This is a genomic window from Pseudomonas sp. Con_6 (assembly GCF_059379395.1).
The window spans coordinates 1,111,858-1,128,684 of the sequence record NZ_CM182011.1; the positions used below are offsets into that span (position 1 = coordinate 1,111,858).

The window sequence follows — 16,827 nt, forward strand, 5'->3', positions numbered from 1 at the left end:
GGCAGGGGTTCCTTTACCATCTGTACGGATTTTCAATCACTCGAAAAGACGCCTGGATTCAATTTGTAACATATTGAAACAATTTTTATGGGGCGGCGATTTTAAAAGAATTTTCATCCTGGCGTGACCGTTCGTCAGCTCAAGCCCGCGCCCCGCCTCGGTTCCACTCCCTGTTTCCGGGGATTATCACTAAAGGATTAATACTAAGCGCGTGTACGAATTGTCCGGCGTGGATCCAAGTTTTTGGCTACAAATCACCCCCATCAAGGAACCTGTATTCGCCAGGGTCAGGCAGTTCGACATGCAGTGTGTGTAGTTCCTGAGGGGGATGGCGCGTCACGCCAGCACGCATTCACAAACGGATTTGCCTGATCCACGAAGGAGACGCTCGTGGACAGAAGAACCGCCAAGAAATCCCGTACCGCCCTTTTTGCCCCATTGCCGCTGGCCATCAGCATGGCTGCAGCCGGTATGGTTTCCGGTTTCTTCACGCCCGAGGCGCTCGCGGCCTGTACGGGTACTCCCACGGTCACCTGTTCGGGCGGCACCATCGCCGGTTACGTTTCGGCGACCAGCAACCTGACGCTCAATGTGCAGGCCGATGCCCAGATCGTCCCGGGGGTCTCGAGCACGATCAACTCCGTGCTCCTGACCGGCACCGGCACGACCGTCAACAACTCCGGCAAGATCGATCCCTCGCTGCTTGGCGGCCTTGTTTCCCTCGCCAGCGGCTTGCAGATCAACAACGCCGCCGGTAGCACGGTAACCGTCAACAACAACGCCGGCGGACAGATACTCGGTACCTCGGACATTCTCTCGGTCAACCTGCTCGGGCTGACAGGTATCGGCCTGATCGTGCAGAACGGCGCCGGTGGCACCACGACGGTGAACAACTCCGGGATCATCGGTGGTACGCCGCTGGTCGGACTATCGGTCATCGCCGAGGACATGGCGGTCGTTGCGCTGCGCGGTGGCGCGCAAAACCGCATGACCAACAATACCAGCGGTGTCATCACGGGTCGGATCGCCATGCAGGCGTCGGTCTCGGGCAACATCTTTACCAACGCCGGCACGGTCAACGGCAGTATCAACCTGGGTACAGGTACTGCGGGCGTTTCCGGTGCGAACACCTTCAACGCGATTACCGGGTCCTTGGTCAGCGCCGGGTCGGGTATCGGGGTCGACCTTGGTGTTCTGGGTGGCCTGGGTATCGCCTATTCAGCTGCCGGTATCGTCAACGGCGGCCTGCTCAACAACGGCAACACCCTGAACCTGATGAACGCCATCGGTGGCGGCTCCGGCACCAACGGTACCGGCACGATCAACGCTACCAACTACGTCAACTTCAACAACCTGGTCGTCTCCAGCGGTACCTGGACCATGACCAACCAGCTGTTCAAGACCGGCACCACCAGCCCGAACGTCAACCTGAACGGCGGCCTGTTGCGGGTCGACTCCAACGCTTTGTTGGGGGTCACGTCGGTCAACGTCAACGGCGGCGGCCTGGGCAACGTCAGCGGTACCAACTCGACCGTCAGCAGCAACCTGAACCTGATCGGCAACCTGACGGCGACCAGTGACCTGGGCCTGACCCTCTCCGGTGTCCTGAGCGGCAGCGGTAACCTGATCAAGACCGGTACCGGTACCCTGACCCTCAACGGTGTCAACACCCTGACCGGCAACACCACCCTGACCGCCGGCACCCTGTCCCTGGGCAATGCTGCGGCCCTGGGCGCCAGCACCAACAGCCTGAACGTGACCGGCGCCAGTACGCTGACCGGCACGTCGGGCATTGCCATTGCCAATAACATCGCGCTTAACGGCGCCAACCTGAACGTGGACAGCGGCGGCGCCGGCTCGTCCTTGACCCTTGGTGGCGTCATTTCCAGTACCGGCTCCCTGACCAAGATTGGTGCCGGCAATCTGACCCTGACCGGCTCCAACAGCTTCGGCGGCGGTCTCAACCTCAACGCCGGCAAGCTGATCCTCGACAGCGCCGCCTCCGCCGGCTCGGGCACCATCACCGCGGGCATCGCCGGTACTGCGGCGCTGGACACCAACAGCGCCCAGACCCTGAACAACCTGGTCCAGCTCAACGGCAACCTGACCCTGACCGGCAGCAATAACCTGACCCTCAACGGGAAGATTTCCGGCAGCGGCGGCCTGATCAAGAACGGCACCAACACCCTGACCCTTACCGGCGCCAACGACTTCACCGGCAACTCGACCCTCGCCGGCGGCACCCTGGTATTGACCAACAACGCCGCCCTGGGCCTCGGCCAACTGACCCTGAACGCCAACTCCAGCCTGCTGGCCGACGGCCTCAACGTCGGCAACGCCATCAACCTGGGCTCCCGCGCCCTGACCCTGACCAACACGGCAGCCACTACGCTCAGCGGTGCGCTCGCCGGCACCGGTCAAGTGATCAAGAGCGGAACCGGCGACCTGACACTGAGCGGCAACAGCAACTTCGCCGGGGTCGTGCAGTTGACCAACGGCAAGCTGATCATCGGTAGCAACTCCGCGCTGGGTATCGGCAGCCTGGCGGCGGGCGCCAACACCGTTCTCGACAGCGACGCTGCGCGCACCCTCGCCGTCAATGCGATCAACATTATCGGCAACCTGACCATCGCCGGCAGCAACGACCTGGCGCTGAACGGCCAGATCGCCGGCAACGGCACCCTGACCAAGAATGGCTCGGCGAGCCTGACACTGGGCGGGGCCAACACCACCATCGGCAACACCCTGCTCAACGCTGGCACCCTGATCCTCGGTTCCCCCACGGCGCTGGGCAACCCCAACAACCTGCTGGTCGCCAGTGCCGGCACCACGCTGGATGCCAACACCGCGGTCTCCATCGCCAACGGCGTCACCCTGGGCGCCGGCGGCAACCTGACCATCGGCGGCACCTCCGCCCTGGGCATCAACGGCGTCATCAGCGGCGCTACAGGCGCGGGCCTGGTCAAGAACGGCACCGCCGACCTGATCCTCAACGGCAACAACACCTACACCGGCGATACCCAGCTCAATGCCGGTCGCCTGGTCCTGGGCTCGGCTGGCGCGGTGGGCTCGGGCACCTTGATCGCGGCCGCCGGCAGCACACTGGATGCCAATACCTCGCTGAACCTGGGCAACGCCATCACCCTCAATGGCGCCGTCAACGTCGGTGGCACCTCCGACCTGACCCTGAGCGGCCTGGTCAGCGGTACCGGCTCCCTGGTCAAGGTCGGCGCGAGCAACCTGACCCTGACCGGCATCAACACCTACGCCAGCACCACCTTGCTTGGCGGCGTCCTGGCCCTGACCAATGCTGGCGCCGCCGGCAGCGGCGATATCACCGTCGGCGGCGCATCGACCCTGGCCGGCACCGTTCCGCTGACCCTGGCCAACAATATCCACCTGAACTCCGCCCTGACCACGCCGGTCGGCGGTACCAATGCCCTGACCCTCAACGGCGTCATCGACGGCGCCGGCACCCTGACCAAGTCCGGCAGCGGCACCCTGACCCTGAATGGCGTCAACAACTACAGCGGCGGCACCGCGCTGGTAGCTGGCACCCTGTTGCTGGGCAATGGCAGCGCGCTCGGCACCGGTACCCTGAGCACCGCCGGTGGCGCCACCCTCGACACCGCCAGCGCGATGACCGTCGGCAACGCCCTGAGCCTCACCGGCCAACTGAACCTGACCGGTAACAACGCCCTGACCCTGACCGGCAACATCACCGGTTCCGGCGGCCTGAACAAGAACGGCGCCAGCGCCCTGACCCTGAGCGGCGTGGGCAGCAACTACACCGGGCTGACCAACCTCAACGCCGGCACCCTGATCCTCGGCAGCAACAACGCCCTCGGCACCAGCGTGCTGAATGCCGCCGACGGCACCGTGCTGGACGCCACCACTGGCGCGAATGCCTCCAACCAGATCAACCTGGCCGGCAACCTCGCCATTGGCGGCAGTGCCGACCTCGGCCTGAGCGGCCTGGTCACCGGCACCGGCAGCCTGACCAAGAACGGCGCCAGCGTCCTGGGCCTGAGTGGCAACAACACCTTCCAGGGTGGCGTCGTACTCAATGCCGGTGGCCTGGTGGTGGGCAGCAACACTGCCCTGGGCCTTGGCTCCCTGACCGTCGGCGGCGCTTCGATACTCGACAGCAGCGCCTCGACCATTCTCGCCAACCAGGTCGCCCTCAACAGCGACCTGACCATCGGCGGCAGCAACAACCTGGGCCTGACCGGTGTCATTACCGGCGCCGGCAACCTGATCAAGAACGGCGCGGGCAACTTGCTGCTGGGCGGCACCAACACCGGCTTCACCGGCAATACCACACTCAACGCCGGTCGTATCGTGGTCGGCACCAACAGCGCCCTGGGTTCGGGCACCGTGACTGCGGCCGACGGCACTGCGCTTGATGCGGCGGGTGCGGTCAACCTCGCCAACGCGATCACCGTCAATGGCGCGCTGTCCCTCGGCGGTACCGGCAACCTCGGCCTGACCGGCGCCATCACCGGTACCGGCAGCCTGGTCAAGACCGGCAACGCCACCCTGACCCTGTCCGGCAACAACAACTATACCGGCGGCACTACGCTCAACGCGGGTACCCTGAGCCTCGGTAGCGCCACGGCCATCGGCGCGGGAGACCTGACCGTCGGCGGCGCCGCCAGCCTGACCAGCAGCGGCTCGCAGACCCTCGCCAACAAAGTGCACCTGAATGCCGACCTGACCCTGCCGGGCAGCGCCAACCTGATCCTCGACAACGTGATCGACGGCATCGGCGGCCTGATCAAGACCGGTACCGGTAGCGTCACCCTGAACGGCGCCAACACTTACAGCGGCGCCACCCTTCTGTCCGGCGGTACCCTGGTGGCAGGTTCCAGCACCGCGTTCGGCAGCGGGACCCTGACCGCTGGCGTCGGCACTTCGCTGGATGCCAACAAGGCCGTGAGCCTGGCCAATGCCGTCACCCTGACCGGCAACGTCAACGTCCTGGGCAGCAGCGACCTGGCCCTGACTGGCGACATCGCCGGTGCCGGTGGCCTGACCAAGACCGGCAGCGCCAAGCTGACCCTGTCCGGCAACAACACCTTCGCCGGCCCGGTCAACCTCAATGGCGGCACCCTGAGCGTGGGCAGCAACAACGCCCTCGGCCTCGGCGTGCTGAATGCCAGCGGCAATGCGATCCTCCAGGCGGCCAGCGCCGCCAGCCTCAACAACCTGATCAACCTGAACGGCGGCCTGGTTCTCGGCGGCAGCGCCGCGCTGTCCCTGAACGGCCTGATCACCGGCACCGGTGGCCTGACCAAGCAAGGCACCTCGACCGTCACCCTGAACAGCGCCAACACCTACACCGGTGGCACCACCCTGGGCAGCGGCACCCTGGTGCTCGGCAACAGCCTGGCCCTGGGCAACGGCGTAGTGACCGTGACCGGCCCTGGCACCCTCGACAGCCTCACTGCGATCAACCTGGGCAACAACATCACCCTGAACGGTGCCCTGAGCATGGGCGGCACCGCCGACCAGACCCTCAGCGGCGTGATCAGCGGCGCCGGCAGCCTGACCTCCAACGGCCAGAGCAATCTGACCCTCACCGGAGGCAACACCTACACCGGCGGTACCACCCTCAGCGCCGGTACCCTGACCCTCGGCAATGCGGGTGCCATCGGCAGCGGTCGCCTCAGCGTCACTGGCGCATCGAACCTGAACACCACCTCGGCGTTCGCCCTGGCCAACGCCATCACCCTCGGTGCCAACCTGAACCTGACCGGGCACAGCGACCTGACCCTCAATGGTGTCATCGATGGCACTGCGGGCCTGGTCAAGAGTGGTGCGGGCAACCTGACCCTGAACGGTGCCAACACCTTTGCCGGCGGCACCACGCTGGCGGGCGGTACCCTGACCCTTGGCAACGCCAGCGCCCTGGGCAACGGTGCCCTGAGCGTCACCGGCGCCGCGACCCTGGACAACAGCGCGGCCTTTGCCCTGGGCAATGCCATCGCCCTCGGCGCCGACCTGACCCTGGCCGGCAACAACGCCCTCAACCTGGGCGGCGTGATCACTGGTGCCGGCGCTCTGGTCAAAGCAGGTGCGGCCGACCTGATCCTCTCCGGTGCGAACACCTTCACCGGCGCGGTGAATATCGTTTCCGGCAGCCTGACCACCCTGAACACCGGTTCCCTGGGCAACACCTCGGGTGTCAACGTCACCACCGGCGCGCTGCTCAACCTCGGTGCCAGCTCCGCGATCGGCGGCCTGAGCGGCGGCGGTTCGGTCGCCCTGGGCAACAACACCAGCCTGAGCATCGGTAGCAGCAACCTCGGCAGCCTGTTCAGCGGCGTGATCTCGGGCAACGGCAGCCTGGTCAAGGCCGGCAGCGGCAGCCTGACCCTGGCCGGCATCAACACCTATACCGGCAACACCCAGGTCAATGGCGGCACGCTGAACATCAGCGGTGCCCTGGCTGGCGGCCAGGTCCAGGTCAATACTGGCGCGACCCTGACCGGCAGCGGCTCCATCGCCGGTCCGGTGAACATCGCCGACGGCGGTCACCTGGCGCTGAACAGCGGCACGAAGCTCAGTACCGGTTCGCTGACCCTCAACACCAACTCCAATCTCGACGTCGGCCTTGGCTCACCGTCCACCGGCGGCAACGCGCTGCTCTCCGTGGGCGGCAACCTGACCCTGGGCGGCAACCTGAACGTCAGCGATATCGGCGGTTTCGGCGCCGGTATCTACCGCCTGATCGACTACACCGGCACCCTGACCGACAACGGCCTGGTGATCGGCTCCGTGCCGGGCAGCGTCCTGCCAAGCGACCTGCAACTGCAGACCGCGATCGGCACGCAGGTCAACCTGCTGGTTGGCGGCGCCAACGGCAGCGTGCTGTTCTGGGATGGCACCGGCACCGTCAGCGACGGCGTGATCCAGGGCGGCAGCGGCACCTGGGATGCGACCACCACCAACTGGACCACGGTCAACGGCACCGGCAACCGCGACTGGAGCAGCAACTTCGCCGTGTTCCAGACCCCGGCGGGCACCGTCACGGTCAATGGCACACAGGCGATCACCGGTCTGCAGTTCACCGTCGACGGCTATGTCCTCAATGGCCCGGGCGCACTGCAACTGGTCAACAACAGCAGCGGCAACACCACCTTCCGTGTCGACCCGAACGCCACCGCGACCCTCAATGTCGGCCTGACCGGCAGCGGTCTGCTGAACAAGGTGGACGCCGGTACCCTGGTGCTCAACGGCGCCAACAGCTACACCGGCGGCACCGTGCTCAATGGCGGCACCCTGGTGCTCGGCAACAACGCGGCGCTGGGCAACGGCACCCTGGTGACGGCGGCCAACACCACCCTGGACAACAACACCGCCATCACCCTGGCGAACAACATCGGCACCTTCGGCGCCCTCAACCTGACCGGCAGCAATGCCCTGACCCTGAACGGCCTGGTCACCGGCGGCGGCAGCCTGGTCAAGAACGGCACCAGCACCCTGACCCTGAACGGCGCCAACGCCTACACCGGTGGCACCACCGTCAATGCCGGTTCCCTGATCCTGGGCAACAACACTGCCCTGGGTAGCGGCACCCTGCATGTGGCCGGCACCGGCATCACGCTCGACAATACGCCGGCACTGTCGTTGGCCAACGCCATCGACCTGGCCAACAGCCTGACCCTGCTGGGCACCAGCGACCTGTCCCTGAGCGGCGTGGTCAGCGGTGCCGGTGGCCTGGTCAAGAATGGCCTGGGCAACCTGACCCTCAGCGGTCTCAACACCTACTCGGGTGGCACCACCCTGGCCGCCGGCAGCCTGACCGTCGCCAGCGGCGCAGCCCTGGGTAGCGGCGCACTCAACGTCACCGGCGTTTCCAGCCTGAACAACAGCGGCGCCGTGACCCTCGGTAATAACGTCAACCTCGGTGCCGACCTGACCCTGCCAGGCAATGCCAGCCTGACCCTGAACGGTCTGGTCGCCGGTACTGGTGGCCTGAACAAGGTCGGCAACGGCACGCTCACCCTCAACGGTGCCAACACCTACCAGGGCGCTACCAGCCTTGCCGGCGGCACCCTGGTGGTCGGCAACAACGCAGCGCTGGGCACCAGTCACCTGACCGCTGCGGACGGCACCGCGCTCGACAGCAGCGCAGCCCTCAGCCTGGCCAACGGCATCACCCTGTTGGGCGGCCTGAACGTGGTCGGCAGCAACAACCTGACCCTGAGCGGTGTCATCGATGGCGCTGGCGGCCTGACCAAGAACGGCGCCGGTGTCCTGACCCTGACCGGCAACAACGGCAACACCGGCGACACCACCCTGAACGGCGGCACCCTGGTGGTCGGCAGCGACACCGCGCTGGGCCTCGGCGCCCTGAACACCGCCGATGGCGTGACCCTCGGTACCCTGGGCACCACCTCGCTGGGCAACGCGTTCCACCTGGGCGGCAACCTGAACCTGATCGGCAATTCCGACCTGACCCTGTTCGGCCTGGTCAGCGGCGCAGGCGGCCTGACCAAGAACGGTACCGGCAACCTGACCCTGCTTGGCGTCAACACCTACACCGGGCCGACCAACCTGAACGGCGGCACCCTGACCGTCGGCAACGATGCCGCCATCGGCACTGGCGCCCTGAATGTCGGCGCCGCCTCCAACCTGGCCGGCACCGGCACCTTCAGCCTGGCCAACGCCATCAACCTCGGTGCGCTGCTGACCCTCGGTGACAACAACGACATCACCCTGAACGGCATCGTGGCCGGTACCGGCGCACTGCTGAAGAGCGGCGCGGGCACCCTGACCCTGAATGGCGCCAACAGCTACAGCGGTGGCACCACCCTGGCCAACGGCAGCCTGCTGGTCGGCAACAACACCGCGCTGGGCAGTGGCACGCTGAACATCACCGGGGCGGGGACCTTCCTCGACGCGGCGAACAACACCGGCGTGGCCATTGCCAACGCCATCGCCCTGGGTGCGAACACCCTGACCTACACCGGTAGCTACGGGCTGGCCCTGAATGGCAACATCACCGGCACCGGCAGCCTGCTCAAGAGCGGCCTGGCCTCGCTGACCCTGGGTGGCAACAACACCTTCAGCGGCGGCGTGCGCCTGAACGCCGGCACCCTGGTCCTGGCTTCGGCCACCGGCCTGGGCAGCGGTGCCTTTACCGTAGCGGGCGGTATCTTCAACAACACCGTCAGCGCCAGCCTGAACAACGCCGTGCACCTGCTCGGCACCCTGACCCTGAGCGGCGCCCAGAGCCTGGCGCTCAACGGCGTGATCGACGGCACCGGCAACCTGGCCAAGACCGGTACTGGCAACCTGCTCCTGACCGGCAACAACACCTACACCGGCAACACCTTCCTGCTCGGTGGCACCACTACCCTGGGCAGCAACACCGCCTTCGGTACCGGCAACATCACCACCGGCAACGCTGGCATCGACAGCTCCACCGCGGTGACCCTGGCCAATAACTTCAGCGTGCTCGGCACCCTGGTCATCGGCGGTACCTCCGACCTGACCCTGAACGGCGCGCTGACTGGCGCAGGCGGCAGCCTGATCAAGAACGGCGCGGGTACCCTGACCCTGAACGGCAGCAACAACTTCGCCGCCGGCGTCACGCTCAATGCCGGTACCCTGGCCGTCGGCCAGAATGGCTCGCTGGGCTCCGGCAACCTGACCGTCGCAGGCTCGTCCACCCTGGTGGCGGCCAACAACGGCGTGGCCCTGACCAACGGCATCCAGACCGACAGCCGCCTGACCGTCGGTGGCGCCAACAACCTGACCCTGAACAGTGTCATCAGCGGTAACGGCAGCCTGATCAAGACCGGTACCAGCACCCTGACCCTGAACGGCGCCAACACCTACAACAACGGCACCACCCTCAACGGCGGCGTCGTGGTGGTCGGGAACAACAGTGCCTTCGGTACCGGTTCGGTCGTTGCCAACGCCGGCAACACCGCGACCACCGTGCGCAACAACCAATTGCGAATCCTCAGCAACACCTTCGTGGTCGACGGCAACATGACCCTGGATACCCCGGCCGAGCTCCGGTTCACGGGCGCGCTCAACGGCAGCGGCACCCTGACCAAGACCGGCAGCAACGAAGTGCTGCTGCTCTCCGCCGGCAACTTCAACGGTGACATCGATGTACTTGCCGGTTACGTTACCGCAGTCGTTACCAATGCCCTGGGCGACCTGAGGTCCGCCAGCCTGGCGGCAGGTTCCGGGCTGACCGTCGATGGCAATATCAACATCGACAGCCTGACCGGCTCGGGCGTCATGCGCATCAGCAACGGCCAGGTGAGCGTCGGTGGCAACAACCTCGACGGCGTGTTCGCGGGTACCGTGACGGACAACGGCGGCTTGAACAAGGTTGGCGCCGGGGTGCTGGAACTGACCGGCACCAGCGACAACACCGGGGTCAACACCGTCAGCGCCGGTACCCTGAAAGTCACCGGCAGCCTGAATGGCAGCGGCGGCCTGAACGTCGATCCTGGTGCAACCCTGACCGGTAGCGGCAGCATCAACGGCACCACCACCCTTGCCGACGGCGCGACCCTGGTGGGCTACAGCGGCCAGAAGCTGACCTTCAACAACCTGGTGCTCTCGCAGGACAGCGTCGTCGACTTCAACCTGGGTTCGTTGACCACCAGCGCTGATGCGCTGTTCAACGTGAACAGCGACCTGACCATGGCGGGCACCTTCAACATCGCCGACTTCGGCGGCCTGGGCAACGGTGTGTATCGCCTGTTCGATTACGGCGGCAACCTGATCGACAACGGCATGACCTTCGGCGATCTGCCCACGGGTGTGACTTACAGCGATGTGACCCTGCTCACTGGTACGAGTAGCCAGGTCAACCTGCTGGTGGGCTCCCCGAACCTGGTCATCCAGTTCTGGGATGGTGTCGATACCACCAGCAACGGCCTGGTCGAAGGCGGCAGTGGCGTGTGGGACAACACCACCCAAAACTGGGCCGAGTACGACGGCTTCGGCAACCTCGACTGGCAGGGCCAGTTCGCGGTGTTCCAGGGCGCGACCGGCACCGTCACCGTGGATGGCCAGCAGAACGTCAACGGCATGCAGTTCATGACCGACGGCTACCAGCTGGTCTCGGGTACCAACGGCTCGCTGAACATCAGCAACCGTAACGGCACCTACTTCGCCGTGCGGGTCGACAATGGCGTCACCGCCACCCTGGACCTGCCGCTCGAAGGCACCGGCACCCTGACCAAGCTGGATGTCGGTACCCTGGTGCTCAACGGCGTCAACAGCTACACAGGCGGCACCGCGTTGAACGGCGGTACCCTGGTGCTTGGCAACGACAGCGCGCTGGGCTCCGGTGGCCTGGCCACTGTTGCTGGCACCACCCTGGACAGCAACCAGGCCGTGTCGATCCTCAACAACGTCACTGTGAGCGGCGCGCTTACCCTGGCCGGCAGCAACGACCTGACCCTCAACGGCGTGGTCAGCAACGTGCTCAACGGTAGCGGCAGCCTGGTCAAGAACGGCAACGGCTTCCTGACCCTGGGCAAGGCGAACACCTTCACCGGCGGGGTCGCCCTCAACGCCGGTCGCCTGATCCTGGTCGACAACGCCTCGCTGGGCGCTGGCGCCCTGACCGCCGCCAACGGTACCTCGCTGGATACCCAAGGCGCGCTGACCCTGGCCAACACCGTCAACCTGGCCGGCAACCTGCTCCTGGTAGGCACCAATGACCTGACCCTGAGCGGTCCGGTCAACGGTGTCGGCAGCCTGACCAAGCAAGGCATCAGCACCCTGACCCTGAACGCGGTCAACGCCTTCACCGGCGGCACGAACCTGGCGGCCGGCAAACTGAAACTGGGCAACAGCCGCGCCCTGGGCAGCGGCACCCTGTCGGTCACCGGTGCCTCCGAGCTGGATACCAGCAGCGCGATGAGCCTGGCCAACAACGTGCTGCTGAACGCTGCCCTGACCCTCGATGGCACTACCGACCTGGCCCTCGATGGTGTGATCTCCGGCGGCGGTAGCCTGATCAAGAACGGTCTGGGCAACCTGACCCTGAACGGCGTCAACAACTTCGCCGGCGGCCTGACCCTGAACAGCGGCAACCTGACCCTGGGCAATGCGGCGGCACTGGGCACTGGCCAGTTGAGGGTCACCAGCAATTCGCTGTTGAACAACACCAGCGCCATGGTCCTGGGCAACGATGTCGATATCAGCGGTACCCTGGCAGTGGCCGGCAACAGCGACCTGACCCTGAACGGCGTACTCAGTGGCGTCGGCACCCTGGACAAGAACGGCCTGGCAACCCTGACCCTGGGCGGCAACAACACCTTCACCGGTATCTTCAACGTCTTGGCCGGTACCCTGAAGACCACCAGCAGCGGTGCACTGGGCAACCCGGCGCAGCTCAACGTGAGCAGCGGCGCCAACCTCGACCTGGGCGGCAACCTGACCCTGAACAGCCTGCAAGGCAGCGGTGGCGTGGAAGTCGACAACGGCATCACCCTGACAGTGGATGGCGGTACCTTTGCCGGTGACCTGAGCGGTACTGGCAGCCTGAACAAGGTCGGTGGCAGCACCCTGCGGCTGACCGGTACCAACAGCATCACCGGCTCGACCACCGTCAGCGGCGGCAACCTGGTGGTTGATGGCAGCCTGGCGAGCAACACCGTCAGTGTCGGCGCCAACACCGGCCTGTCCGGTACCGGCGACCTCGCCGGCGCGGTCACCGTCGCCAGCGGCGGCAACCTGAACCTGCAGAGCGGCAACACCCTCAACGTCGGTTCGCTGGTGCTGGACAGCGGTTCCAACCTCAATGCGGCCCTCGGCGTTGCCCAGTCGGGCAACCCGGCGCTGGTCAGCGTCGCAGGCGACCTGACCCTTGACGGCAACCTCAATGTCACCGACATGGGTGGCTTCGGTGCCGGTGTCTACAAGATCGCTGGCTACGGCGGTACCCTGACCAACAACGGCCTGACCGTGAACTCGCTGCCGGGCGGCATCGACGTCGCCGACACGCAGGTGCAGACCTCGGTCAGCAATCAGGTCAACCTGGTGGTCGGCGGTGCCAGCAACGTGCTGTTCTGGGACGGCACCCACACCGCAGGCGATGGCACGGTGGAAGGCGGCTTCGGCGTCTGGGATACCACCAACACCAACTGGACCAGCGCCGACGGCACCCTCAACCAGGCCTGGAACGGCACCTTCGCGGTGTTCCAGGGCACGGGCGGCACCATCACCGTCAATGGCTCGCATGCCATCACCGGCCTGCAGTTTGCCGGCAACGGCTACACCCTCAACGATGGCATCGGCGGTGAGCTGCTCACCAGCGCCGGCGCCACCAACGTGCGGGTCGACACCGGCGTCACCGGTACCGTGGGCGTAGCGATCAACGGTGCAGGGACCCTGACCAAGCTGGACGGCGGCACCCTGGTGCTCAACGGCGCCAATGGCTACACCGGTGGCACCGCCCTCAACGGCGGCACCCTCGTGGTGGGCAACAACAGCGCACTGGGCACTGGTGACCTGACCGCAGCGGCCGGCACCACCCTGGACAGCAATACCGCAGTCACCCTGGCCAACAACGCCGTGCTCAACGGCGGCCTGACCATCGGTGGCAGCGATGCCCTGACCCTGAACGGCGTAGTCAGCGGTGCCGGCAGCCTGACCAAGGCCGGCAGCGCCAACCTGACCCTGAACGGCGTCAACACCTACACCGGTGGCACCGTGCTCAACGGCGGCAGCGTGACCCTGGGCAACAACGACGCCCTGAGCACTGGCACCGTCAGCGTGACCGGCGCCTCGCTGCTGGACAGCACCGGCGCCCTGCAACTGGCCAACGCGCTCAACCTGACCTCGCAACTGACCCTGGCTGGCAACCAGGACACCACCTTGAGTGGTGTCATCAGCGGTACCGGTCGCCTGGTCAAGAACGGCAACGGTTCTCTGGTCCTGAGCGGCGCCAATAATTACAGCGGCGGCACCGCTATCAACGCAGGCAGCGTCACCGGCGATACCACCAGCCTGCAAGGCGCCATCCTCAACAACGGCGCGCTGACCTTCGCGCAGAACGCCGACGGCACCTACAGCGGCAGCCTGAACGGTTCGGGTACCCTGACCAAGTCCGGTACCGGCCAACTGTTGCTCACCGGCACCAGCGGCCTCACTGGCAACACCCTGGTCAGCTCGGGCAGCCTGGTCAACAACGGCACCCTGGCCAGCGCCAACGTGCAGGTCGCCAGCGGCGCCAGCCTCGGTGGCAGCGGCACCTACAGCGGCACCGTGACCATCGCCGACGGCGCCAACCTGAACGCCGGCACTGCCACTGCACCGCTGAGCGTGGGCAACCTCAACCTGTCCTCGGGCAGCAACCTGAACTTTGCCCTCGGTGCGCCAGGCGGTTCCACCACCGTGGTTTCGGTGGCGGGCAACCTGGTCCTGGACGGCACGCTGAACATCAGCAACGCCGGCGGCTTCGGCCAGGGCGTGTACCAACTGTTCAGCTACGGCGGCAGCGTCACCGACAACGGCCTGGAATACGGCACCCTGCCAACCGGCACCACGCTGGCGGACCTTACCCTGCAGACTGCCATCGCCAACCAGATCAACCTGGTGGTAGGCAGCAACCTGCTGTTCTGGAACGGCAGCAAGACCACCGGCGATGGCTCCGTCAGCGGCGGCAATGGCACCTGGGCCAGCGGCACCACCAACTGGACCAATACCGCCGGTACCAGCAGCAATGCCTGGAACAACACCTTCGCTGTGTTCGGCGGCGCGTCCGGCACCGTCACCGTGGCTGGCAAGCAGTCCTTCACCGGCCTGCAGTTCCTCGCTGATGGCTACACCGTGCAGGCGGGCACCGACGGCGAACTGGAGGCGATCAACTCCAGCAGCGGCGACCTTGCGGTGGTCCGCGTCGGCACCGGTACGGCGGTCATCTCGGCGACACTGGTCGGCACCGGCGGTATCGAGAAACTGGATGCCGGCACCCTGTACCTTACCGGCGCCAACACCTACAGCGGTGGCACCACCGTTAGCGGCGGTACGCTGAAGGGCAACACCACCAGCTTGCGGGGCAACATCACCAACAATGCCAACCTTATCTTCGCCCAGGACACCAACGGGCAGTTCGGCGGCATCCTCAGCGGCAACGGCAGCATCACCAAGCAAGGCACCGGTGACCTGCTGATCGTTGGAAGCCAGCCGTTCAACGGCGCCTTCGAGGTCAAGGAGGGGAGTCTGACCGTCGGCAACGCGGCCAACACCTCTACCGTGTTCGGGGCCCAAGTCACCGTCGCCAAGGACGCCGGTCTGACCGGTACCGGCAGCGTCGGTTCGCTGGTCAACAACGGCACCGTGCTTACTGGAACCGGTGGCAACAACCTGTCGGTGGCGGGCAACTTCAGCAACGCCGGGACGCTGGCGATCACCCTGACGCCGAGCGTGACCAACTACCTCAACGTGGGTGGAACGGCGAACCTGGGCGGCACGCTGAGCGTGGCCAACATCGGTAGCACCGCGGCCCAGTACACCCTGGTCTCGGCCACCGGTGGCGTGACCGGCACCTTCGCCAAAACCAATCTGGAAGGCATGGTGTTCCTCGACACCACGCTGAACTACGGTGCCAACGCCGTCACCCTGGATGTAGCGCGCAACGGAACCTCCTTCGCCAGCGTGGCGCAGACCCGCAACCAGCGTGCGGTGGCGAACGCCCTGGAAAGCGCCTCGGCGCCGGCCAGCCTGCGTAATACCATCATCAGCTCCACGGCCAGCGAGGCGGCGGCGGCCTTCGAAAGCCTGTCCGGCGAGATCTACGCCAGCACTGCGACCGTGCTGATCGAGGATTCGCGCTACGTCCGCGACGCGGTCAACGACCGTATGCGTGATGCCGGTTGCAGCGACGAGCAGGATCCACGTCGTACCCTAACGCCAAACAGCAACCAACAGACCACCGGTCGCGGTTGCAGTGGCGAAGGGGTGGGCTGGATCCGTGCCGTGGGCGGCTGGGGTGACTTCGACGGAGGCCACAACGCGGCCAACGTCAAGCGTGACCTGTCCGGCTTCCTGATCGGCTTCGACAACAACCTCAACGACCAGGTACGCGCAGGTCTCGCTGCCGGCTATACCAACAGCAGCATCAGCGCCAAGGGCAAGCCGCAGGACTCCTCGGTGGACAGCTACCACCTGGCGGCCTACATGAGCTACCAGATGGACGCCTTCGCTGCACGTCTCGGCGCCGGCTACACCTGGCACGACATCGACAGCAAGCGTTACGTCGAGGCCGGCAGCTACAACGAACGCCTGAAGTCCAGCTACAAGGCACGTACCGCGCAAGTGTTCGGTGAAGTGGGCTATGCCATCGACGCGGGCGGCGTGGCGCTGGAGCCGTTCGCCGGCCTGGCCTATGTCAACTACGACAGTGACAAGGCCCGTGAAAAAGGCGGGGTAGGGCGTCTGGAGTCTGACGTCAAGCAGGATGTGACCTTCTCCACCGTCGGCCTGCGGGCAGGCAAGTCGTTCACCCTGGGCAACGGTACCACCCTGACCCCACGCGGCAGCATCGGCTGGCAGCATGCCTTCGGCGATACCAAGCCGGATGCGGACCTGCGCTTCGTCGAAGGCGGTGCCGGGTTCAGCAACACCGGGGTTCCGATCGCCAAGGACGCTGCGGTGGTCGAGGCCGGCCTGGACATGAGTGTCGGTCCGATGAGCAAGGTGGGCCTGGGCTACTCCGGCAAGCTGGCCAGCGAAAGCCGCGACCATGCGGTAACCCTGAACTTCAGCATGGAGTTCTGATCCGCGGCTGACCTGATGGCCTCAGCGCTGGCTTGCCAGCGCCGAGGCCATCAGGCACAC

At 65.9% G+C, this 16,827-nt stretch carries 1 protein-coding gene; it reads left to right on the top strand.

Annotation, left to right across the window (positions count from 1 at the left end):
* Window positions 1-471: 471 nt before the first annotated feature.
* On the top strand, window positions 472-16,767 hold the full coding sequence (locus tag AC5QPF_RS05160) for an autotransporter-associated beta strand repeat-containing protein (RefSeq protein ID WP_494964127.1): 16,296 nt from the start codon (window positions 472-474) through the stop codon (window positions 16,765-16,767).
* Window positions 16,768-16,827 lie beyond the last annotated feature (60 nt).